Origin of the sequence: Rhizobium sp. NFR12 (assembly GCF_900108545.1) — a bacterium.
Classification (GTDB): Bacteria; Pseudomonadota; Alphaproteobacteria; order Rhizobiales; family Rhizobiaceae; genus Neorhizobium; species Neorhizobium soli.
Genome location: NZ_FNWM01000002.1, coordinates 203,772 through 223,379, shown reverse-complemented (window position 1 = coordinate 223,379; position 19,608 = coordinate 203,772). Strand labels below are relative to the sequence as shown.

General features: G+C 61.1%; 24 protein-coding genes. 14 read left to right on the top strand and 10 right to left on the bottom strand.

Annotated features, from left to right (window positions below; all coding sequences use genetic code 11):
- Positions 1-279: 279 nt before the first annotated feature.
- Positions 280-546, top strand: a complete 267-nt coding sequence (locus tag BLW69_RS08365) for a type II toxin-antitoxin system Phd/YefM family antitoxin (protein WP_092661364.1) — start codon at positions 280-282, stop codon at positions 544-546.
- Positions 543-1,001: a type II toxin-antitoxin system VapC family toxin gene (locus tag BLW69_RS08360; RefSeq protein ID WP_092661362.1), complete on the top strand. Its 459-nt coding sequence runs from the start codon at positions 543-545 to the stop codon at positions 999-1,001. The genes BLW69_RS08365 and BLW69_RS08360 overlap by 4 nt, the downstream gene beginning before the upstream one ends.
- Here BLW69_RS08360 and BLW69_RS08355 read toward each other — a convergent pair.
- Positions 998-1,237 (bottom strand): BrnA antitoxin family protein, encoded by a 240-nt coding sequence (locus BLW69_RS08355; protein ID WP_092661361.1) that lies wholly within the window; start codon positions 1,235-1,237, stop codon positions 998-1,000. The genes BLW69_RS08360 and BLW69_RS08355 overlap by 4 nt on opposite strands.
- On the opposite strand from BLW69_RS08355, the gene BLW69_RS08350 reads away from it, so the two are divergent.
- Both BLW69_RS08350 and BLW69_RS23180 read left to right on the top strand, forming a co-directional pair.
- Positions 1,236-1,568: a DUF1902 domain-containing protein gene (locus BLW69_RS08350; RefSeq protein WP_092661359.1), complete on the top strand. Its 333-nt coding sequence runs from the start codon at positions 1,236-1,238 to the stop codon at positions 1,566-1,568. The genes BLW69_RS08355 and BLW69_RS08350 overlap by 2 nt on opposite strands.
- Positions 1,568-1,765 (top strand): type II toxin-antitoxin system HicA family toxin, encoded by a 198-nt coding sequence (locus tag BLW69_RS23180; protein ID WP_092661357.1) that lies wholly within the window; start codon positions 1,568-1,570, stop codon positions 1,763-1,765. The genes BLW69_RS08350 and BLW69_RS23180 overlap by 1 nt, the downstream gene beginning before the upstream one ends.
- Positions 1,766-1,768: 3 nt before the next feature.
- On the opposite strand, the gene BLW69_RS08340 is transcribed toward BLW69_RS23180, so the two are convergent.
- The 3 genes from BLW69_RS08340 to chrA all read right to left on the bottom strand — a co-directional run bounded on the left by BLW69_RS08340 (position 1,769) and on the right by chrA (position 5,107).
- On the bottom strand, positions 1,769-2,749 hold the full coding sequence (locus tag BLW69_RS08340; protein ID WP_092661355.1) for a bifunctional riboflavin kinase/FAD synthetase: 981 nt from the start codon (positions 2,747-2,749) through the stop codon (positions 1,769-1,771).
- Between the two features lie 13 nt (positions 2,750-2,762).
- Complete coding sequence (locus BLW69_RS08335) at positions 2,763-3,611, bottom strand: TIGR01459 family HAD-type hydrolase (protein WP_092661353.1); 849 nt, start codon at positions 3,609-3,611, stop codon at positions 2,763-2,765.
- Positions 3,612-3,757: 146 nt separating this feature from the next.
- Positions 3,758-5,107 (bottom strand): chromate efflux transporter, encoded by a 1,350-nt coding sequence (chrA, locus tag BLW69_RS08330; protein ID WP_092661351.1) that lies wholly within the window; start codon positions 5,105-5,107, stop codon positions 3,758-3,760.
- 158 nt (positions 5,108-5,265) lie between these two features.
- Between chrA and groES the strand changes: the two genes are divergently transcribed.
- The 3 genes from groES (at position 5,266) to BLW69_RS08315 (ending at position 9,442) form a co-directional block, all read left to right on the top strand.
- On the top strand, positions 5,266-5,562 hold the full coding sequence (groES, locus tag BLW69_RS08325; protein ID WP_062453716.1) for a co-chaperone GroES: 297 nt from the start codon (positions 5,266-5,268) through the stop codon (positions 5,560-5,562).
- Between the two features lie 59 nt (positions 5,563-5,621).
- Positions 5,622-7,268, top strand: coding sequence for a chaperonin GroEL (groL, locus tag BLW69_RS08320; protein ID WP_062453717.1), 1,647 nt, complete (start codon positions 5,622-5,624; stop codon positions 7,266-7,268).
- A gap of 239 nt (positions 7,269-7,507) precedes the next feature.
- Positions 7,508-9,442: a methyl-accepting chemotaxis protein gene (locus tag BLW69_RS08315; RefSeq protein WP_092661349.1), complete on the top strand. Its 1,935-nt coding sequence runs from the start codon at positions 7,508-7,510 to the stop codon at positions 9,440-9,442.
- Between the two features lie 119 nt (positions 9,443-9,561).
- Here the strand turns inward: BLW69_RS08315 and BLW69_RS08310 are convergent, their stop codons facing one another.
- Positions 9,562-9,882: a hypothetical protein gene (locus tag BLW69_RS08310; protein WP_062453719.1), complete on the bottom strand. Its 321-nt coding sequence runs from the start codon at positions 9,880-9,882 to the stop codon at positions 9,562-9,564.
- A 267-nt stretch (positions 9,883-10,149) separates the two neighbouring features.
- On the opposite strand from BLW69_RS08310, the gene BLW69_RS08305 reads away from it, so the two are divergent.
- Positions 10,150-10,596, top strand: coding sequence for a DoxX family protein (locus tag BLW69_RS08305; RefSeq protein WP_062453720.1), 447 nt, complete (start codon positions 10,150-10,152; stop codon positions 10,594-10,596).
- A gap of 71 nt (positions 10,597-10,667) precedes the next feature.
- Here the strand turns inward: BLW69_RS08305 and BLW69_RS08300 are convergent, their stop codons facing one another.
- From BLW69_RS08300 to hisS, 4 genes are all read right to left on the bottom strand, one after another.
- The gene (locus BLW69_RS08300; RefSeq protein WP_092661347.1) at positions 10,668-11,285 is read right to left on the bottom strand and encodes a class I SAM-dependent DNA methyltransferase; all 618 of its coding nucleotides are present in this window, start codon (positions 11,283-11,285) and stop codon (positions 10,668-10,670) included.
- Positions 11,285-11,980 carry an ATP phosphoribosyltransferase gene (gene hisG / locus BLW69_RS08295; RefSeq protein ID WP_062579299.1) on the bottom strand — a complete coding sequence of 232 codons (696 nt, stop codon included), beginning with the start codon at positions 11,978-11,980 and terminating at the stop codon, positions 11,285-11,287. Before hisG ends, BLW69_RS08300 begins: the two co-directional genes overlap by 1 nt.
- Positions 11,980-13,095 carry an ATP phosphoribosyltransferase regulatory subunit gene (locus tag BLW69_RS08290; protein WP_092661345.1) on the bottom strand — a complete coding sequence of 372 codons (1,116 nt, stop codon included), beginning with the start codon at positions 13,093-13,095 and terminating at the stop codon, positions 11,980-11,982. Before BLW69_RS08290 ends, hisG begins: the two co-directional genes overlap by 1 nt.
- 171 nt (positions 13,096-13,266) lie before the next feature.
- Entirely contained in the window at positions 13,267-14,787 is a 1,521-nt protein-coding gene (gene hisS, locus BLW69_RS08285; RefSeq protein ID WP_092661343.1) for a histidine--tRNA ligase, read from the bottom strand.
- A gap of 147 nt (positions 14,788-14,934) precedes the next feature.
- Here hisS and BLW69_RS08280 point away from each other — a divergent pair, with 147 nt between their 5' ends.
- From BLW69_RS08280 to BLW69_RS08265, 4 genes are read left to right on the top strand one after another with little or no spacing between them, the layout of a single operon-like run.
- Positions 14,935-15,168, top strand: a complete 234-nt coding sequence (locus BLW69_RS08280) for a type II toxin-antitoxin system RelB family antitoxin (protein WP_092661341.1) — start codon at positions 14,935-14,937, stop codon at positions 15,166-15,168.
- Positions 15,169-15,201: 33 nt separating this feature from the next.
- The gene (locus tag BLW69_RS08275) at positions 15,202-15,954 is read left to right on the top strand and encodes a hypothetical protein (RefSeq protein ID WP_092661339.1); all 753 of its coding nucleotides are present in this window, start codon (positions 15,202-15,204) and stop codon (positions 15,952-15,954) included.
- 36 nt (positions 15,955-15,990) lie between these two features.
- Positions 15,991-16,368, top strand: a complete 378-nt coding sequence (locus BLW69_RS08270; RefSeq protein WP_174195687.1) for a CopM family metallochaperone — start codon at positions 15,991-15,993, stop codon at positions 16,366-16,368.
- A 60-nt stretch (positions 16,369-16,428) separates the two neighbouring features.
- The gene (locus tag BLW69_RS08265; RefSeq protein ID WP_062453728.1) at positions 16,429-17,133 is read left to right on the top strand and encodes an HAD family hydrolase; all 705 of its coding nucleotides are present in this window, start codon (positions 16,429-16,431) and stop codon (positions 17,131-17,133) included.
- On the opposite strand, the gene BLW69_RS08260 is transcribed toward BLW69_RS08265, so the two are convergent.
- Positions 17,120-17,743, bottom strand: a complete 624-nt coding sequence (locus BLW69_RS08260; protein ID WP_244473999.1) for a DNA-3-methyladenine glycosylase I — start codon at positions 17,741-17,743, stop codon at positions 17,120-17,122. The genes BLW69_RS08265 and BLW69_RS08260 overlap by 14 nt on opposite strands.
- A gap of 206 nt (positions 17,744-17,949) precedes the next feature.
- Between BLW69_RS08260 and BLW69_RS08255 the strand changes: the two genes are divergently transcribed.
- Positions 17,950-18,744, top strand: coding sequence for a L,D-transpeptidase (locus tag BLW69_RS08255; RefSeq protein ID WP_092661337.1), 795 nt, complete (start codon positions 17,950-17,952; stop codon positions 18,742-18,744).
- 149 nt (positions 18,745-18,893) lie between these two features.
- Positions 18,894-19,595, top strand: coding sequence for a L,D-transpeptidase (locus tag BLW69_RS08250; RefSeq protein ID WP_244473998.1), 702 nt, complete (start codon positions 18,894-18,896; stop codon positions 19,593-19,595).
- Positions 19,596-19,608 lie beyond the last annotated feature (13 nt).

The following is a 19,608-nucleotide window of genomic DNA, read 5'->3' as shown; positions in this document are numbered from 1 at the left end:
CGCCGGGACAGGGGCGCATGCGGATGAATTCGGTGGCAGAAGCGCTCCTGGAAGCGCCGAAAACCCGGACCCTCCGGCCGACTGTTCAAGCCGCGCGGAAGGCCGGGCCGATAATTCGTATGATCATCGCGGCCATGATCCTGGCCCGCCGGAAATCTGTCATGGGGGCGGTTATTACGGTGTTTTTCGGGTGAAAGGAAGGGGCAAAACCGAGATGGTTCATGGACACCCTGCCCGCCCTTGGATTACAACTGACTATCTGACCAGTTGGAGGATGATATGCCGGAAAGACGTCAGGAAAACATCTGGAAGCTAGAAGATGCCAAGGCACGGTTTTCCGAAGTGGTGCGGCGTGCCCGCAATGAGGGCCCGCAGCATGTGACGGTGCGAGGAAAAGACAGCGTCGTGGTGATCAGCAGCGAAGAGCTGGAGCGGTTGAGAAGGCCGGCGCCCAAGACATCGCTCATCGATTTCATGGAAGGGTTGGGGCTGGAAGATCTCAATCTCGACCGCGGTGCCGACCGCGGACGGGACGTGGAACTGTGATCGGCTGGCTTCTGGACACCAACGTCATTTCCGCCCTGATCAACCCGAACGGCGCGCCTTCCGTCAAGCGCTGGGCGGCAGACCAGGATGAAGATCGGCTGTTCATCAGCGTTCTGACGCTCGCCGAGTACGACAAGGGAATTGCGAACCTGCCCGACGACGATGCCAATCGCTACCGCTACAAGGCCGCCACGGACGCACTGGAAGCGCGGTTCAGTGGTCGTATCCTGTCAGTGACCGATGCTATCGTACGCCGGTGGGGCGAGATTTCGGGACGCGTGAAGCGAGCCACCGGTCACGCGCCGCCAGTTATCGATACGCTGTTTGCGGCCACCGCCATCGAGCACGATCTCTATCTCGTCACCCGCAACGTGAAGGACTTCCGCATGTCGGGCGCAGCGATCTTCGATCCCTGGCAGGACGATGTCGCGCTGTTTCCGTTGAGCGACCGTTAATCCTTCGGGTTCGCCTTCATCACCGCCACCAACGCATCGTTGATGCGGTCCTGCCAGCCGGGGCCGTCGTCCTGGAAATATTCGATCACGGCGCTGTCGAGCTTCAGGGATACAAGTTCCTTTGCCTGCGGAGCGGCGCGTCGTTCCACTGCCGGAGCAGCGGGTTTCTTGACCGGCTTGAACAGCGCTTCTGCCGCTTCCATCGGGTTTACGGGCCTGCGGGGTGGGGTTGCCATGGATATCATTCCTGCGTTGCGGACTACTGATGACAGATATATGGTTTTCGGGAAACCGCAGACCTTCAGAGTAGACACCGTGAAGAGAACATTCTTTATCAAAGCTGTCTGGGATGAAGAAGCCAGGGTCTTCTATTCGGAGAGCGACATCGAGGGGCTTCATATCGAGGCGCCCGACGTGGATACCTTCGAAGACATCATCTTTGATGCCGCCATCGATCTGATCGTCGCCAATCATATTTCCGCAGAGGACCTAGCACAGACGCCGGTAAAGGACCTGATCCCGGCAATCCTCTGGCAACGGCCCACCGAGATGACGGCGGCCGCCTGATGGTCGACGGTTTTTACAAGACCGTCTGCTCTATCATCTCAGAACTCGGCTATGCTTACCTGACGAACGCCAAAGGCTCTCACGAAAAGTGGCAATCGAAGGCGACGGGGAAGATAATTCTCGTTCCCCGCACTCTCCTCAGCCGCCACACGGCGAATGCCATTCTGAAAGACGCCGGTTCGGACAGGCGCCTCTAAGACCTAGAACGCGATCTTCATGTCCAGCTCGCCGAGCGGCTTTACGCCTGACAGCAGTGCCCTCGCCTCTGCCTCGTCGTTTTTCATCTGGGCGACCAGGGGGTCGAGGCCGTCGAATTTGAGTTCGGGGCGCAGGTAGCCGAAGAAGGAGACCGAGCTGATCTCGCCGTAGAGGTTTCCGGAGAAATCGAACAGATAGGTTTCGAGGAGCGGTGCACCGTCGTCCGTCACCGTCGGGCGGCGACCGTAGCTTGCAACGCCGTCATGCAGCGTGCCGTCGGCTCGTCTGAAGCGCACGGCGTAGATGCCGGGCTTGAGTTCCGTTTCAGGGGCAAGCTTCATGTTCGCGGTGGGATAGCCGAGCTGTCGGCCAAGCTGTTCGCCGCCGATCACTTCCGCCTCGACCGTGTAGCGATAGCCGAGCAGGCCTGCGGCAGCCACAACGTCTCCTTCGGCGATCAGATCGCGGATGCGGCTCGACGAGACAACCTCTGCGTTTTCGTCGCGAAAGGCATCCACCAGCGACACCGTAAAGCCGTAACGATCACCGGAGCCCATCAGGAAAGCCGGTCCGCCCTCACGGCCCTTGCCGAAATGGAAGTCGAAACCGGTAACGACGGCGCTTGCGCCCAGCCAGTCGATCAGGATTGTCTTCACGAAATCTTCGGCCGAACGGGTCGCGAAGTCGCGGTCGAACGGATATTCGATCACCGAGCGAAAACCCATCGCTTCCAGCAGCCGTGCCTTGAGAGGCGCCGGTGTCAGCCGGAAGACGGGCTGGTCGGGCTTGAAGACGGTGCGCGGATGCGGCTCGAACGTCAGCACGAGCGCGGGCACGCCGCGGCTGGCGGCAAGCTCCAGCGCCCGATCGAGCACGCTGCGATGGCCTCGGTGGACGCCATCGAAATTGCCGATCGCGACGACGCCGCCCTTGAGGCTTTCGGGCAGCGGCTCCTTCATTTCGTTGCGGTGAAATACGGTCATGTCAGGTTCCGGATCAGGCGAGACGCGGCATCCAGAATTTCGGCGCCGCGTTCTCGCTTTTCAGCCATTCCTGCATGATTGCCTCGTCGGTTTCACCATCGACAGCATATTCCGCGATGTGAATGCCGGCACTGATATAAAGCAGGTCGAGGCCTTGCGAAAGCGCGCCACGAACATCGGTCGGCATGCCGTCGCCGATCGCGAGAACCCTCGCCTTGTCGACATCGCCGCGCTCCTGGCGGGCAATCGAGAGCGCCTCGTCGTAGATCGGCTTGTGCGGCTTGCCGGCGACGCGGACCTGGCCACCGAGCTGCTCGTAATAGGCGGCGACCGCACCGGCGCACGGAATGATCCGGTGACCGCGTTCGACCACCAGATCCGGGTTCGCGCAGATCATCGGCACGTCGCGGTTGATGAAGGTGGTCAGCATCTGGGTATAGTCTTCGGGCACTTCCTTCTCGTCGTCGAAGAAGCCGGTGCAGACGACGCAATCGGCGTCGGCTTCAGAAACGATCTCGATACCCAGTCCATCGAAGAAGTTGAGGTCGCGTTCAGGCCCCAGCAGAAACACCTTCTTCGGGCCTTCGGCGACCAGATGCCGGGTGACATCGCCAGACGTGACGATCCGGTCATAGGTTCCATCGGGAACACCGAGGTGCCTCATCTGTTCGATGACGCCGGGTGCGGGACGCGGCGAGTTGGTGATCAGGACGACAGTGGCGCCGGCTTCTCTGGCGGCGGCCAGGGCCGTGCAGGAATGCTGGAAGGCTTCGACGCCGTTATGGACCACGCCCCAGACGTCCGAAAGCACGACATCGTAGCCCTCGATCACGTCGTTCAAATTCTGGATGCGATTTGCCATGTCAAAAGTTCCTGCCGGTTTTGCCTGCTCGATTAGGAGGCTGACATCGCAAACCGTTGGCGAGATTACAAGGGAGAAGGCGGTGAAAGCGGGCCGCTGCGAGGCAGAACCTGGGAAAACTTCATATTTTTGCAATGGTCCGATCTTCACTGGATCAGGACGATTTGGGCGAGGAAACCGGCCGCCGCGCTGATGGCTAGCACCGGCACCATGCCGAGCTTCAGGACGAACAGCATGACGGCGGAGGCTGCGAAAAGCACGAGCGCGATGGGATCGAGGCTGGACCAGACCGGGACGGAAAGGCCAAATCCTGCTAGCGCAAAGAGATCGACGTGGCGAACCTCTCTGAACAGAACATGCAGGCCGAACCAGATCGCGAGGTTGAGGATGACGCCGACGACCGCGGCGGTGATGGCCGACAGCGCGCCCGATAAAAGGGCGTTGCCGCGCAGGCGCTCGATCAGAGGGGCGCCCGCAAAGATGAAGACGAAGCTCGGCACGAAGGTTGCCCAGGCGACAAGCAGGCCGCCGATTATTCCGCCCGTGACGGGGCCGAGACCGGAGGCTTCGCGGAAGCCGACGAGGAACCCGACAAAGGACAGAACCAGCACGAGCGGGCCCGGCGTGGTTTCGGCAAGCGCCAGGCCGTCCAGCATCTCGCCCGGTTTCAGCCAGCCGTAATCGGCGACTGCGACCTGCGCCACATAGGCCAGAACCGCATAGGCGCCGCCGAATGTGACCAGCGCCATCTTCGAGAAAAACGCGAACAGGCTGGACAGGCTTTCCGGCGCACCAAAGGCCCAGAGCGCCAGGACAGGCGACTGCCAGACGAGGATCCAGAATGAAAGCGTCGCGATCGTGCGGGCGATACCAGGTGTTTTCGCGCAGGGAGGACTGTCCTCTTTGGCGACGCTGCCTTGCGGTTGCTGCCCCCCTGCCCGCGTCATCAGATAGCCGGCGAGACCGGCTGCAAACACGACGAGCGGAAACGCCAGACTGAAGAAGAACAGGGCCACGAAGGCAGCGGCGGCGACGCAGCGCAGGAATGTGGTTTTGAGCGTCCGGCGTCCGAGGCGGATCACGGCCTCCACGACGATCGCAAGGACCGCCGCCTTCAGGCCGAAGAACAGGCCGGCAAGCCATGTCGCATCCTGATAGAGGACGTAGGCCGCCGAAAGCCCCAGAATGATGGCAAGGCCGGGAAGGACGAAAAGCAAACCGGAAACGATACCGCCGCGCACGCCGAACAGCAGCCAGCCTATATAGGTCGCCAGCTGCTGCGCTTCGGGGCCTGGCAGCAGCATGCAGTAGTTGAGGGCGTGCAGAAACCGCTCTTCCGAGAGCCAGCGTCTTTCTTCCACCAAAGTCTTGTGCATCATGCCGATCTGTCCGGCAGGCCCTCCGAAACTGAGGGCACCGATCCGGGCAAACACGCCTATGAGCTCACGAAAGCTCGGCGCCGGGCCCGGGTTTTGGTCGTTAAGCGTATTCTGCATGGCCGCTCCTTGAGCCCTGAATTTTTCAAGCCCGTTCTTGACTCAGCTCGCAGCCATCCTTATCTCGGGTCTCGTTAGCACTCTCGATAGATGAGTGCTAAACGTCACTCCGCGGGTCCTTGAGACCCGTCCATGTCATTTGATCGAGGGATTAGACAATGACAAGCACCAATTTTCGCCCCCTGCACGACCGCGTTGTAGTCAAGCGCGTCGAGTCTGAAGAAAAGACCAAGGGCGGCATCATCATTCCCGATACCGCCAAGGAAAAGCCAGCTGAGGGCGAAATCATCGCCGTTGGTCCTGGCGCCCGCGACGAAAGCGGCAAGCAGGTTGCACTCGACGTCAAGGTCGGCGACCGCGTTCTGTTCGGCAAGTGGTCGGGCACCGAAGTCAAGCTCGATGGCGTCGACCTTCTGATCATGAAGGAAGCCGACATCATGGGCATCATCGGCTGATTTTAGCCGACTGCTCTTCTTCCAATATTTGCTGACACCCCTTTTCAGGAGTTCCCAACATGGCAGCTAAAGAAATCAAGTTTGGCCGCACCGCGCGCGAAAAGATGCTTCACGGCGTCGATATCCTCGCTGACGCAGTGAAGGTCACGCTCGGCCCAAAGGGTCGTAACGTCATCATCGACAAGTCCTTCGGCGCTCCGCGCATCACCAAGGACGGTGTTTCGGTCGCCAAGGAAATCGAACTTGAAGACAAGTTCGAAAACATGGGCGCCCAGATGGTCCGCGAAGTTGCTTCGAAGACCAACGACATCGCCGGCGACGGCACAACGACTGCTACCGTTCTTGCACAGGCCATCGTTCGCGAAGGCAACAAGGCCGTTGCAGCCGGCATGAACCCGATGGACCTGAAGCGCGGCATCGATCTCGCCGTTGCAGAAGTCGTCAAGGATCTCCAGGCCAACGCCAAGAAGATCTCGACTTCGGAAGAAGTTGCACAGGTCGGCACGATTTCGGCAAACGGCGACGCACAGGTCGGCCGTGACATTGCTGAAGCCATGCAGAAGGTCGGCAACGAAGGTGTTATCACCGTCGAAGAAGCCAAGACCGCTGAAACCGAACTCGAAGTCGTCGAAGGCATGCAGTTCGACCGCGGCTACCTGTCACCTTACTTCGTGACCAACCCGGAAAAGATGGTCGCCGATCTCGACGACGCTTACATCCTTCTGCACGAAAAGAAGCTTTCGAACCTTCAGGCCATGCTGCCTGTTCTCGAAGCTGTCGTTCAGACCGGCAAGCCGCTCCTCATCATCGCTGAAGACGTCGAAGGCGAAGCTCTTGCAACGCTCGTCGTCAACAAGCTGCGTGGCGGCCTGAAGATTGCTGCCGTCAAGGCTCCTGGCTTCGGCGATCGCCGCAAGGCCATGCTGGAAGACATCGCCATCCTGACGGGCGGCACTGTCATCTCCGAAGACCTCGGCATCAAGCTCGAAACCGTAACGCTCGACATGCTCGGCCGTTCGAAGAAGGTTTCGATCACCAAGGAAAATACGACGATCGTCGACGGCGCCGGTCAGAAGACCGACATCGAAGGCCGCGTTGCACAGATCAAGGCACAGATCGAAGAAACTTCTTCGGACTATGACCGCGAAAAGCTGCAGGAACGTCTTGCCAAGCTCGCTGGCGGCGTTGCCGTCATCCGCGTCGGCGGCTCCACGGAGATCGAAGTCAAGGAACGCAAGGACCGCATCGACGACGCGCTCAACGCGACGCGCGCTGCCGTTCAGGAAGGCATCGTCCCAGGCGGCGGTACCGCACTCCTGCGCGCTTCGACCAAGATCACGTCCAAGGGCGCGAACGACGACCAGGAAGCCGGCATCAACATCGTCCGCAAGGCGCTGCAGTCGCTGGTTCGCCAGATCGCAACCAACGCTGGTGACGAAGCTTCGATCGTTGTCGGCAAGATCCTCGACGGCGACAGCGACAACTTCGGCTACAACGCCCAGACGTCGGAATATGGCGACATGATCGCCATGGGTATCGTCGACCCGGTCAAGGTCGTTCGCACGGCTCTGCAGAACGCAGCTTCGGTTGCTTCGCTGCTGATCACCACCGAAGCCATGATTGCCGAACTTCCTAAGAAGGAATCGGCTGGCGGCGGCATGGGCGGCGGCGGCATGGGCGGCATGGGCGGAATGGACATGATGTGATCAGGCCGTAAGGTCTGCACATCTGATCCTTCAGGTTCAGTGTTTCGGAAAGGGCGTCGGGCAACCGGCGCCCTTTCTGCTATTGAGGCATACGGCATGCATAGCATTTCCCCCTCTGAACTTACCGAACGACAAGGACTGATAATTTTTATTCGTATAAAATAGTAATTCGGCAGTGACGCTCTTCTAAGCAACTTCACATTAACTGCGCTTAATCAAACACCAACGCGCAGGTTGCCATGAAGCACGTATCTTTGATCGGTAAATTTCTGACGCTCATGTCGTTCTTCGGCATATTCGTCGTCGCAACTGCCTTCTACAGCAGCAACAGCATTCGAACGCTGGATAGCGAGTATGGCGGGCTTCTCCAGCAGGAAAGCCTGGCAACTTTGGCAATTGCACGCGCCAATCGCTACATGCAGACCGGGCACGCTGCCGCTGGCGACCTGCTTGTGTCGCGCACTGACGAAGAGAACGCGAGCAATCTTGCGGCGTTTGAAAAAGCCAAATCCTCTTTTGGTGGCTGGATGGACAAGGCGATGGCGGCCCTTCCCGCTAATGCCAAGCTGGCGCCGATCAAGGCGGAAGGTTTGAGCGTTCTCAATGACGCTTGCGGCCCTGTGGTTCAGGCCGCAGCTCAGGCCACGGACGAGGCTGCCGTGCTGGCGTCTCAGGAAGCCTTCATGAGGGACTGCAAGCCGAAGTTTGCGGCCGTTACCGAAAAACTCACGGTGGTGACCGACGAAGTGATGACAGCTGCAAATCAGGAAAGCGAAAATCTCAGCGCCAGTGCGAAGACAACCATCTACGCCACTTTCGGGGCCGTTATCGGAGGTCTCGCCCTCGTGCTCGTCGCAGGCTTCTTCTTGATCCGTGCCTGGCTTGCACGACCCATCCAGCACTTGCAGCGCACGATGCTGACCCTTGCAAACGGGGATCTGTCGGCGCTGGTGGCTGGCGCGGACCGCCGCGACGAGGTCGGCAGCATGGCCAAGGCCTTGCAGGTGTTCAAGGACAATGCTCTGCGCAGCAAGGAAATGGAGCACGAAGCCGAGCTGAACCGTACGACCCAGGAAGCGGACCGTGTCCGCAACGCGGAGAGCGAACGCCAACGCAGCGAGGCGATGGCCGAGGCGACCAATGGTCTGGCGGAAGGCCTCAAGCGGCTCTCGGCCGGAGACCTCACCTTCCAGTTGGACCGGGCTTTCGCCGCAGACTTCGAAGGCTTGCGAGCGGATTTCAACGACTCGGTCGCCAAGCTGCGCGACACGCTCCACTCCGTCGCCAACGCCACCAACGCGATCGACGGCGGATCCCGCGAACTCAGCCAGAGCGCCGGCGACCTGTCGAAACGTACCGAACAGCAGGCCGCCTCGCTCGAAGAGACAGCTGCAGCGCTCGACCAGATCACGGCCAATGTCAGCACCTCCACCAGCCGCACGGAAGAAGCCCGGTCGATGGCGATAGAAGCCAATCAATCGGCTGCCCAGTCCGGCGCCGTCGTTGCAAAAGCGGTCGATGCGATGCAGCGGATCGAACAGTCGTCCTCGCAGATCTCCAACATCATCGGCGTGATCGACGAAATCGCCTTCCAGACCAACCTTCTCGCCCTCAATGCGGGCGTTGAGGCGGCGCGCGCCGGTGAAGCCGGCAAGGGCTTTGCGGTGGTTGCCCAGGAAGTGCGCGAGCTCGCGCAGCGCTCCGCGCAGGCCGCAAAGGAGATCAAGGACCTGATCCGGAACTCGGCGTCCGAAGTCAAGAATGGCGTCGAACTGGTGAGCGCCACAGGCACTGCGCTTCAGGTGATCCAGAATCATGTCGTGGCGATCAACTCGCAGCTCGATGCGATTGCCACGTCCGCAAAGGAACAGTCGGTCGGCCTGTCGGAAGTCAATGTTGCCGTCAACCAGATGGACCAGGTAACCCAGCAGAACGCCGCGATGGTGGAAGAAGCAACGGCGGCAAGCGCTGCGCTTGCCCAGGAAGCCCAGCGACTGCGCGAGCTCGTCGGTCGGTTCAACACCGAAGGCGACCGCGGAATGTCCGCATCGGTGCGCGTCGCCGATCACGCAACCGCCCGCGCCACCCCCTCGCCGGCACGCACCCTCGCCAAGAAGGTTGCGTCAGCCTTCGGTTCGCTAGCGCCAGCCGCCTCCAACTGGGAAGAGTTCTGATTGACCACATTGACGAACCGAAAGGGCGGTCTCCGGGCCGCCCTTTTTTCGTTTCGCGCCCATAAAAAAACCGCCCGGCAGAGCCGGACGGTCAAGGGTCATTTCAAGTGCCGCTCGGCTTAGTACATCGTGCGGCCGTTGTTGTTCTTGCGGTAGATGTTGCGCGACGCGTTGTTCTGGCGGCGCTCGATCTCGCGGCGCTCGCGCGGGGTGATTACGCCATCGCGGGCTGCGCGGTTCTGGGCGCGATCGATGCGGTTCTGCTGGCGAGCGATGTTGCGAAGCTCCTGCGGCGTCAGTTTGCCGGTGACGGCACCGCGGTAGATCCGGTTTTCCTGCCGGTTTTCGCGGCTTTCGCTGCGGTATGTCTGCGCAAAGCTCGGCACTGCAAATGCAGACGCCATGACGAGAGCGAGCGTGGTGATGGCGATCTTCTTCATATCTTCCTCCTAGTTCGAGGTCGAACTCAATGTGAGAACGACCCGATGGTAGGTGCCAAACGGTGAACCCCGGCTGAAGGTTGCGTTCACCTTCGCTTGCATATGCGATTTTTTGCACATTCTAAAATGGCCTTGATCGTTCACTTTTATGAGACAAACAGTCTCCGATCGTTCATCTTTCGCGTTTGGCAGAAAGGGGTAATGTCCGGTTCAAGAATTCACACGCGGCGGGGAGAAAGATCCAGCGCCGCAACCCGGAGACTTCCCATGTCCAGCACCAACAACATCATCATTCTCGTCGCACGCATTCTTCTGTCGTTCATGTTCATCTTTGCCGGCTTCGGCAAGCTGGCCGATCCTGCAGGCACTGCCGGCATGATCGCAGGCGCCGGCATGCCGGCTGCAACCGCCCTTGCCTATCTCGCCGGCCTGTTCGAATTCGTTGCCGGTCTTGCTGTTCTCGTCGGCTTCCAGACCAAGATTGCCGGCTGGGCCATCGCCCTGTTCTGCATCTTCACCGGCGTGATGTTCCATTCGGGCACCGTTGCCGTTCCCGGCTGGCCGGATGCCGCTCTCGGCTGGATCAACACGCTCAACGGCATCATGCTGATGAAGAACGTGACCCTTGCCGGCGCCTACATCCTGCTCGCTACCTACGGCCCCGGTCTCTACTCGGTCGACGCTCGCCGCGGTAAGGTCGCAATCGCTGCCTAACCTTTGAGCGTTCCCTGCCATGAAGGCCCGCCAGTCAACTGACTGGTGGGCTTTTTTTTATTCTGGAATTGCTATGATGTCCGGCGGCGGATGTTCTTTGCCAGCCAGACGGTTGCGCCACCGCATTGCGGATCCTGGGCGACGCTTGCCAGCACCTCGAAGCCGTTTTTTGTAAGGAGCGCTTCGTATTCATCAGCCGCCAGGCTGGCGTGATAGAGCGGTTCACCGCCGAACTCGCCCATCGCCTCGCCTTCGAAATGGCCGGCGGTAAACATCAGCGCCGCACCGGAGCCAGCGAGTGCTGCAAAGCGCGGGAACATGGCGCGCTGGTCCTGCGGGTTGAGGTGGAAGAAGCTGTGCCAGGCGATGATGCCATCGAACTTGGTCGGCTGGTAGAACTTGCGCATGTCGGCAACGATCCAGGCGCGGCCCGGAAACCGTTCGCGGGCAAGCCCGATCAGCGTTTCCGACGTATCGACACCGGTAAGGCGAAGATTGCGGCGGATGAGGTCGGCCGCGATCGGTTCCGCTGCACCACAGCCGAGATCGAGCACGTGGCCGCGCGGCGGCATGGTGGCCGCAAACCTGTCGAGCCACGGCCTCTCGAACAGGGTCTTGCCGCGCAGCTTGTCGAAGGCAGCTGCGTGGCGTTCGTAGAGCCCGATGATATTGGCGTCTTCGCCGGCCATCAGAGCGCGTTGCGCACGGCGTCGACGATATGCGCGATGCGCGGATCGCTCTCATGCGCGGATTTGCGCGCTCTCACCAAGCAGGCCTGCGACTTGAGGATGACGCCATCCGACAGGATCTTCAAGTGGTTGGCGCGCAGTGTCGAGCCGGTCGAGGTGATATCGACGATGATATCGGCCTGTCCCGCTGCCGGTGCGCCTTCCGTGGCGCCGAGGCTTTCGACGATGCGGTAAAGCTGAATGCCGTGCTGCGACGAGAAATGCTGCTGGGTGAGCCGCCAGTATTTCGTGGCGATCTGCAACCGCCGACCGTGGCGCGCGCGGAAATCGGCGGCGACATCGCCGAGGTCTGCCATGGTATCGACGTCGAGCCAGATTTCCGGAACGGCGACGACCACATCCGCATGGCCGAAGCCGAGGCGGGCGACGATCTCGACCTGCCGGTCTGCATCGACCAGGCCTTCGCGCACGAGATCCTCGCCAGTGACGCCGAAATCGACGGCGCCAGCGCCCAGTTCACGGGCGATCTCGGAGGCCGAGAGAAAGGCGATCTCGATATCCTCGTGGCCTTCGACGCGGCCGCGATAGGAGCGATCATTGCCGACAGCGACGATGGGAAGGCCGGCGCGCTCGAAGATCGCCGAGGCATCGTCCTTCATGCGGCCCTTGGAGGGCAAAGCGATGGTAATGGTCATCAGCGCGCCCTCGCCTGTTCGATCCGGTCGAGCCACAGCGAAAAGCCGACGGCCGGAATATCGTCCACGGCGCCGAGCAGCGTCAGCAGCCGATCGAAGCGACCGCCGCCGACCAGAACCGCGTCCGACTCCTTTTGCGTGACCTCGAAAACGAGGCCGGTGTAATAATCGAGCGGACGACCGAAGGCCGCACGATAGGTGATGCGCGACGGGTCCATGCCGAGATCCTGAAGCGCTGCAACGCGGGCTTCGAATTCGCCAAGCGCATGGCCGAAGGACAGGCCTGCGGCATCGGCAAAACCGGCAAGAGCGGCGGCTGCCTCCGAAAGTGGCAGTTCCAGCGACAGGAACTCGCTTAAGAGAAGAAGTGCTCCGCCATCCAGCCGGGTTTCGGCGAGCGCCAGCTTTTCCGTCAGCCGGGCTGCGATCTCGCGCGGCGAGCGGCTGGCATTGGTGGAATAGCCGGTGTCTTGCATGGTCCGGTCAATATGGTCGATCAGCGCCGCCTCGTCCTTGCGCAGGAGATCGGCAAGTTCTAGCGACAGGCCGGCGACCGGCTGCGGGGTCGCAAGCGTCAGCAGCAGTTGTTTCAGAAGCGCGGTATTGCCAAACGCCTGGATCAGCCGCTTCTGCCAGCCGAGCGGCAGGCCGAGCGAGCGCACGACCGCTTCGAACACGGTCTGATCGCCGAGCGTGATCGTGAGAGCGCGACCGGGAAGCAGGCTTGCGATGATTTCGACCGCATCGGTGACGGCCCGGGCATCGGCGCTTGCGACGTTCTTTTCGCCGAGATCCTCGATGCCGGCCTGATAGAACTCGTTGTCGCCGTCACGCCGCTGGCGAAACACTTCGCCGAGATAGCAATAGCGCCGCGGCGTGCCGGTGGCGGTCTCGATATGGCGCAGGCAGACGGGAATGGTGAATTCCGGCCGCAGACACAGGCTTTCGCCGCGCTCGCTTTCGGTGAGGAAGATGCGGCGGCGAAGATCCTCGCCGGCCATGTCGAGAAAGGGTGCTGCCGGCTGGATCACCGGCGTATCGATGCGGGCCGCACCGCGACCGGCAAATTCATCGAGCAGGCGACCGGAAAATTCGGGCATGTTGATCAGCGGCATGGGACGGCTCCCGGGTTTGCCGTGGATTTGCCCCTCATCCGGCTGCCGCCACCTTCTCCCCGTTCTGACGGGGAGAAGGGATATGCCGCGCTGGTTCGCCCGGATATCGAGGTCGCTTGGGGCACGTCCCCTCTCCCCGCTTGCGGGGAGAGGGCTAGGGTGAGGGGCAGCTTAAGCATTCTTCGCCCGCCTGCGATCTTCGGCCTGGGCTGCCAGGATTTCCTGCACCTTGGCGACGAGATCGGCTTCTGCGACCGTATCCTGCGCGACGCGGGCTTCGCGCCATTCGGCATTGTCGGTGATCTCGCCGGAGAGGCGCTTGCCCTCGAACAGGTCCTTCAACTGCACGACACCCTCGGCGCGCTCGTCGCCGCCCTGGATGATGGCGATCGGGCAGCCTCTGCGGTCGGCATATTTCAGCTGGTTGCCGAATTTCTTCCAGTTGCCCTGGTACATTTCAGCGCGAATGCCGGCTTGGCGGAGATCCTGCGTGAATTTCTGGTAGCGTCCCATGCTCTCGACATCACCATCCATGACGGTGACGAGGACGGGTGCGACCACCTCATCCTGGCCGAGCTTGCCAAGGTTCTTCAGCGCCGTCAGCAGCCGCGAGACGCCGATGGAGAAACCAGTGGCCGGCACCGGCTGGCCCATGAAGCGCGACACGAGACCATCGTAACGACCACCGCCGCCCACGGACCCGAAGACGACCTTTTCGCCTTTATCATTTGTGACGTCGAAGGTGAGTTCGGCTTCGAAGACCGGGCCGGTGTAGTATTCGAGGCCGCGGACGACGGAGGGGTCGATCTTGATACGATCGGGGCCGTAACCGGCACCTGTTGCCAGCGCGCCGATGATGTTCAGTTCCTCAACGCCCTCGCTGCCCCTGGCTGTTCCAGCAACCAGTTCGCCGAGTTCAGCCGCGCTTTCCGCGTAATCCTTGATGCCAACGAAGAAGAGAACCTTTTCGATCTGTTCCTCGCCAAGTCCCGCACCCTTGGTGAAGTCGCCACTCTCATCCTTGCGGCCGGCACCCAGCAACAGAGCAACGCCCTTAGAGCCGAACTTGTCGAGCTTATCGATGGCGCGCAGCACGTTCAGCCGCTGGCCGGCCTTGTCGTCGCCACCGAGGCCGATCGCCTCCATGACGCCATCCAGAACCTTGCGGTTGTTTACCCGGATCACGTAATCGCCGCGCTTGATACCCAGCGCTTCCATCGTGTCGGCCATCATCATGCACATTTCGGCATCGGCCTGGACGCCGGGTGCGCCGACCGTATCGGCGTCGAACTGCATGAACTGGCGGAAACGGCCGGGGCCGGGCTTTTCGTTGCGGAACACGTAGCCGGCGCGGTAGGTGCGGAACGGCAGCTGGATCTCGTTGAAGTTTTCGGCAACGTGGCGGGCGAGCGGCGCGGTCAGATCGTAGCGCAGCGACATCCACTGTTCGTCGTCGTCCTGCAGCGAGAAGACGCCCTCGTTGGGGCGGTCGCTGTCGGGCAGGAACTTGCCGAGCGCATCGGTATATTCGAACAGCGGCGTCTCGAGCGGATCGAAACCGTAGCGCTCGTAGACTTCGCGGATTTTTCCGACCATTTCGTTGGTGGCGTGGATATCGGCGCTCGAACGATCGACAAAGCCGCGCGGCAGGCGGGCCTTCAGTTTCTGGGGCTTCTTTTGTTTGTCGCTCATGATCGATATTCCATTGCCTTCGGGCCTTCGGGAAAGGCCGGATTAGTGTGCGGTTTCTTAGAGGATGACAGCCGGAGCGGCAAGGGCGGCGGCTGGCGAACAGGCCAGAGCGGTGGTATATATTGCGCCACCACAGGGGTTACGGCCATGGACAAGCGCGTCACGATCGAAATCCCGGAACCGATGCATCGCCTCTTGAGGCGCTATGCCGATCTGCATGGCTTTGATACCGACGCATATATTGCTCAGGTTCTCCACAAGCATCTCGAAGATCTCCACGATATGGCAGTCGCTGACGCGTATCTTGAAGAAGTCCGAAATGGCAATTCACGCACGTATACGATGGAGCAAGTCGAACGCGAGCTCGGACTGAATGATTGACAGAACTGGCAGCCAGGCCTCTATCGCTCACCCATGATCCTCGAAGCGCTTCATTACACCGCGACCCTGCCGGTCACGTCAGCTGAATTCCGGCCGTTCATCCGGTCCTCGGTCAACCTCTGGTCGCGGGCCAACCGATGCGCCCACGCCTGGGCGCCGCATGAGGAGAATTGCAAGGCTTTCATTCGTGAAACGATTGTCGGGATGAAGCAGCGGCGGACCGTCGTCGTGCTTGGCTCCGGTCTGTTGCGCGACGTGCCGATCGAGGATCTGGCGAAGGGTTTCGATACGGTCGTTCTGGTCGATCTGGTGCATCTCGCCTCCGTGCGGCTGCGGATGCTTGCGGGCAGATACCGGAATGTGCGGCTGATTTCGCGCAATCTCTCGGGTCTCGACGCGGCACTTGCGGGCGACGTGCCGGAGCCTTTGGCGTTTCTGCGGCAGGTGCCGTATCTCGATCTGGTCGTGTCGGCCAATATCCTGTCTCAGATCGGCGTCGGCGCACGGCGGCAGATCGAGAAGACCGGGCATGCGGAACCGGATGCCATCGTCGCCAAGCTCGTAAACGCGCATCTGGACGGCATCTCCGCCCTGCCCTACCGGCAGATCCTTTTGACCGATACCGCCTACAGGATTGTCGATCGGCAGGGAGAGGTTCTGGAGACAACGGATCTTCTGGCCGGCGTTACGCCGCCGCAGGCGGTCCGAGCCTGGACGTGGCCGGTCGCGCCCTATGGCGAACTTGGCCGTGAGTATCAGGCTGTCCATGATGTGATCGCGCGGTAGCTTGATTTGCGCGAAGCTGCGTTTTAGCTTTGGTGCATGATGACACGCACGCTCCCCATCGCCGCCGCCGTTCTTGCCCTTTCCTTCAGCCTGGCCGTTGCGCAGGACATGAAGGGGCATGACCATTCCTCGACAAAGCCGCAGGGACAGACGGACACAAGCCCGTCTACGAAGGCTTACAAGGATGCGGCTGCAAAAATGCACAGCGACATGTCGCTGAACTATTCCGGCGATGCAGATGTCGATTTCGCGCGCGGCATGATCGCTCACCACCAGGGCGCGATCGACATGGCCAAGGTCGAGCTGGAACACGGCAAGGACCCTGACCTACGCAAGCTGGCTGAAGAGATCATCAAGGCGCAGGAAAAGGAAATTGCCGAGATGCAGGCATGGCTGAAGGCGAAGGGACAGTAAGCTTCGAAGCTTGTCCAACGTCGCATCCTTCCGTATCTTGACGGTCTGGAGGCTAGTGACATGCGCCCGATTACCGCAATCGGTTTTGATGCCGACGACACGCTCTGGCAGAACGAACAATACTACCGCCTGACGGAACGGCACTTCCAAAAGCTGCTTGGTGATTTTGGCGATGGCGCCGATATTTCCGCGCGACTGCTGGAGGCCGAGAAGCGCAATCTCGGATATTATGGTTTCGGCATAAAGGGCTTTACCCTGTCGATGATCGAAACCGCGATCGAAGTGACGGACGGCAACGTACCATCCCGCACCATCGGCGAAATCCTCGATATCGGCCGGGAGCTGCTGCGCCACCCGGTCGAGGCGCTGCCGCATGTGGAAGAAACGCTAAGATCGCTGAACGGCCATTATCTGCTGGTGCTGATTACCAAGGGCGACCTGTTCGACCAGGAACGCAAGCTGGCGCAATCGGGCCTCGGTGATTTCTTCGACGCGGTGGAGATCGTTTCGGACAAGACGGCCACCACCTATCGGCGCATTTTCCAAAAATTGGCCGACGGGCCTGAACGGGCGATGATGGTGGGCAACTCGCTCAAGTCGGATATCGTGCCGGCCATCGCCGCGGGATCCTGGGGCGTTTACGTGCCGCATGCCCTGACCTGGGTCCTGGAACATGTGGACGCGCCGACCGAAGCGCCGCGTTTCCGCAAGATCGAGAACCTTGGCGAGTTGCAGCGGGTCCTTACCGAAGTCATGGCCGTTTGAAATTCAGCCGTGCCTGCGCGACCTCCGGCTGGCAGAAACAGCCCTCGAAATGATCGTTGACGAGGCCCATCGCCTGCATGAAGGCATAGACGGTTGTCGGGCCAACGAAGGTCCAGCCGCGCTTCTTGAGCACCTTGGACAGTGTGACGGAGACTGGCGTCGTGGGGTTGGCGCATAGCGTGGCGAGATCCATGATCGCGGGTCGGTCTTCCTCGCGAGGTTCGAAACTCCAGAAGAATTTGGCGAGGGTGCCAAACTCGTCGCGCATCTCGACGGCGCGCTTGGCATTGTTGATGGTGGACACGATCTTGCCGCGATGGCGGATGATGCCCGCATCGAGCACCAATCGTTCGACATCGTCTGGACCGAACTGCGCCACGGTGTCGAAATCGAAACCGGCGAAGGCTGCGCGGAAATTCTCGCGCTTGCGCAGGATCGTCAGCCACGAGAGACCGGACTGGAAGCCTTCGAGGCAGATCTTTTCGAACAGCCTGATATCGTCGGCCATCGGCCGGCCCCATTCCTCGTCATGATAGCGGCGGTAGTCTTCGAGACCGCCGTGCCAGAAGCAGCGGCCCTTCCCATCTTCGCTCGTGATGATGCCGGCCACTTGCTTCTCCCAAACCATGACAATCCAATCCTTAACGTCAGTCTGACAGGTCTTCAGCTTGCGGCAACCATGTTTACACACGGGCCGGTAACCCTGCCTAAAGCTTTATGCGAATTCCAGCGCCGAACACCCCACCCGTTTACCAAACGCTTTGACGTGCCATTCACCATGGCCGCCAGATCCGTAAACGAGTGGACGTGGAACCGATGACGACGAAGACCCTGCTTCTGGCCCTAGGCCTGACGACCGCGCTTTGCAACATAGCTTTGGCAAACGACCGCTACGGCGACCGCCCGCCGGTCATCGTCAGCCCGGATCTTGCCGCTCCGTGGGTGATGCAGCTTGCCGGACCGAATGGACGATCGGCAGCAACCGTTCGCCAATATCGCCAGCCGCAGAACGACCGGCAGCAGACCGCACAGCCGCGGGTGATCTACCGCGAGCAGGCCCAGCCGCGGCCGGTCCGCCGTGGCATATTCGATCGCGGTCAGCCGAGAGCGCAACAGGTCGCCATGCGGCCCAACGCGCCGGCACGCAGCCGCATCGATCCGCAGTTCCTGCCGCAGATGGTGGCCTATGACACCAAGGAAAAGCCGGGCACGCTCGTCATCGATACGAACAACCGCTTCCTCTACCTCTTGATGGCGGACGGCCAGGCACGGCGCTACGGCGTCGGCGTCGGCAAGCCGGGCTTCGAATGGGCCGGCGAACACAAGGTGACCCGCAAGGCCGAATGGCCGAGCTGGATCCCGCCGCAGGAAATGATCAGCCGCGAGGCCGCCAAGGGCCACTATCTTCCCGCCCGCATGGACGGCGGACCGGAAAACCCGCTCGGCGCCCGTGCCCTCTATCTCGGCTCTACGCTCTACCGCATCCACGGCACCAACGCGCCCTGGACGATCGGCAGCGCCGTCTCCTCCGGCTGTATCCGCATGCGCAACGAGGACGTGACAGACCTCTACGGTCGTGTTGATGTCGGCACCAAAGTCATCGTGATGTAAGCGCCACCGCGGCTGCTGTGGCCATATGGCCACGGTGGCTTCGGCGATCGTTGAGCGCCCGTGTATATTCACCTCGTCTCATCTTGCCGCGGGCGATGGGTCGGGACATGTTTTCCTGCAGTTCAAGACGAAAATACCAGGGGGTAAGGATGAAATCGGGTAAAATGCTGTTTGCCGTGGCCGGCATGATGGTTTCGATTCTGGCAGTGGATGCTTCGACCCACGCAGCCTCAGCGCAGAGCTCCAGTTCGGCGCGGCCGCAGACGACCGCCAGCGACGTGGCGCCTTCGGTGCGCAACCGCACGGTGCCGGAGAAATTCCAGCGCCGGAAGGTTCGGTTCGCCACCAATGAAGCGCCGGGCACGATCATCGTCGATACGAACAACAAGTTTCTCTACTACGTCGAGGGCAACAACCGCGCTACCCGTTACGGGATCGGCGTCGGTCGCGAAGGCTTCGGCTGGTCGGGCGTGGTTTCGATCGGCCGCAAGTCGGAATGGCCGACCTGGACGCCCCCTGCCGAAATGCGCGCCCGTGAGGCCCGCCGCGGCATCAAGCTGCCCGTCGTCATGCAGGGCGGCCCAGAAAACCCGCTCGGCGCCCGCGCCATGTATCTCTACAAGGGCGGCCGTGACACGATCTTCCGCATCCACGGCACCAACCAGCCCTGGACGATCGGCCTCAACCTCTCGTCCGGCTGCATCCGCATGATGAACAAGGATGTCGAGCATCTTTACGCGCGCGCTGCTGTCGGCTCCAAGGTGGTCGTCATCGGCCCCGGCAGCAAGCCGGGCGACGTCGCCTTCGAAGACCGCGGCCTCGACATTTTCCGCACCATCTTCGGCGGCTGATTGTTAGGCATCT

Excerpts from the sequence above, each read along its gene's own strand:
- BLW69_RS08265 (WP_062453728.1), top strand. The coding sequence starts at position 16,429 with ATGCGCCCGATTACCGCAATCGGTTTTGATGCCGACGACACGCTCTGG.
- groL (WP_062453717.1), top strand. The coding sequence starts at position 5,622 with ATGGCAGCTAAAGAAATCAAGTTTGGCCGCACCGCGCGCGAAAAGATG.
- hisG (WP_062579299.1), bottom strand. The coding sequence starts at position 11,980 with ATGACCATTACCATCGCTTTGCCCTCCAAGGGCCGCATGAAGGACGAT.
- BLW69_RS08300 (WP_092661347.1), bottom strand. The coding sequence starts at position 11,285 with ATGGCCGGCGAAGACGCCAATATCATCGGGCTCTACGAACGCCACGCA.
- BLW69_RS08305 (WP_062453720.1), top strand. The coding sequence starts at position 10,150 with ATGTCCAGCACCAACAACATCATCATTCTCGTCGCACGCATTCTTCTG.
- BLW69_RS08365 (WP_092661364.1), top strand. The coding sequence starts at position 280 with ATGCCGGAAAGACGTCAGGAAAACATCTGGAAGCTAGAAGATGCCAAG.
- BLW69_RS08270 (WP_174195687.1), top strand. The coding sequence starts at position 15,991 with ATGATGACACGCACGCTCCCCATCGCCGCCGCCGTTCTTGCCCTTTCC.
- BLW69_RS23180 (WP_092661357.1), top strand. The coding sequence starts at position 1,568 with ATGGTCGACGGTTTTTACAAGACCGTCTGCTCTATCATCTCAGAACTC.
- BLW69_RS08355 (WP_092661361.1), bottom strand. The coding sequence starts at position 1,237 with ATGGCAACCCCACCCCGCAGGCCCGTAAACCCGATGGAAGCGGCAGAA.
- BLW69_RS08280 (WP_092661341.1), top strand. The coding sequence starts at position 14,935 with ATGGACAAGCGCGTCACGATCGAAATCCCGGAACCGATGCATCGCCTC.
- BLW69_RS08335 (WP_092661353.1), bottom strand. The coding sequence starts at position 3,611 with ATGGCAAATCGCATCCAGAATTTGAACGACGTGATCGAGGGCTACGAT.
- BLW69_RS08275 (WP_092661339.1), top strand. The coding sequence starts at position 15,202 with ATGATCCTCGAAGCGCTTCATTACACCGCGACCCTGCCGGTCACGTCA.
- BLW69_RS08350 (WP_092661359.1), top strand. The coding sequence starts at position 1,236 with ATGGATATCATTCCTGCGTTGCGGACTACTGATGACAGATATATGGTT.
- BLW69_RS08290 (WP_092661345.1), bottom strand. The coding sequence starts at position 13,095 with ATGCCGCTGATCAACATGCCCGAATTTTCCGGTCGCCTGCTCGATGAA.
- BLW69_RS08315 (WP_092661349.1), top strand. The coding sequence starts at position 7,508 with ATGAAGCACGTATCTTTGATCGGTAAATTTCTGACGCTCATGTCGTTC.
- hisS (WP_092661343.1), bottom strand. The coding sequence starts at position 14,787 with ATGAGCGACAAACAAAAGAAGCCCCAGAAACTGAAGGCCCGCCTGCCG.
- BLW69_RS08340 (WP_092661355.1), bottom strand. The coding sequence starts at position 2,749 with ATGACCGTATTTCACCGCAACGAAATGAAGGAGCCGCTGCCCGAAAGC.
- BLW69_RS08255 (WP_092661337.1), top strand. The coding sequence starts at position 17,950 with ATGACGACGAAGACCCTGCTTCTGGCCCTAGGCCTGACGACCGCGCTT.
- BLW69_RS08310 (WP_062453719.1), bottom strand. The coding sequence starts at position 9,882 with ATGAAGAAGATCGCCATCACCACGCTCGCTCTCGTCATGGCGTCTGCA.
- chrA (WP_092661351.1), bottom strand. The coding sequence starts at position 5,107 with ATGCAGAATACGCTTAACGACCAAAACCCGGGCCCGGCGCCGAGCTTT.
- groES (WP_062453716.1), top strand. The coding sequence starts at position 5,266 with ATGACAAGCACCAATTTTCGCCCCCTGCACGACCGCGTTGTAGTCAAG.
- BLW69_RS08250 (WP_244473998.1), top strand. The coding sequence starts at position 18,894 with ATGAAATCGGGTAAAATGCTGTTTGCCGTGGCCGGCATGATGGTTTCG.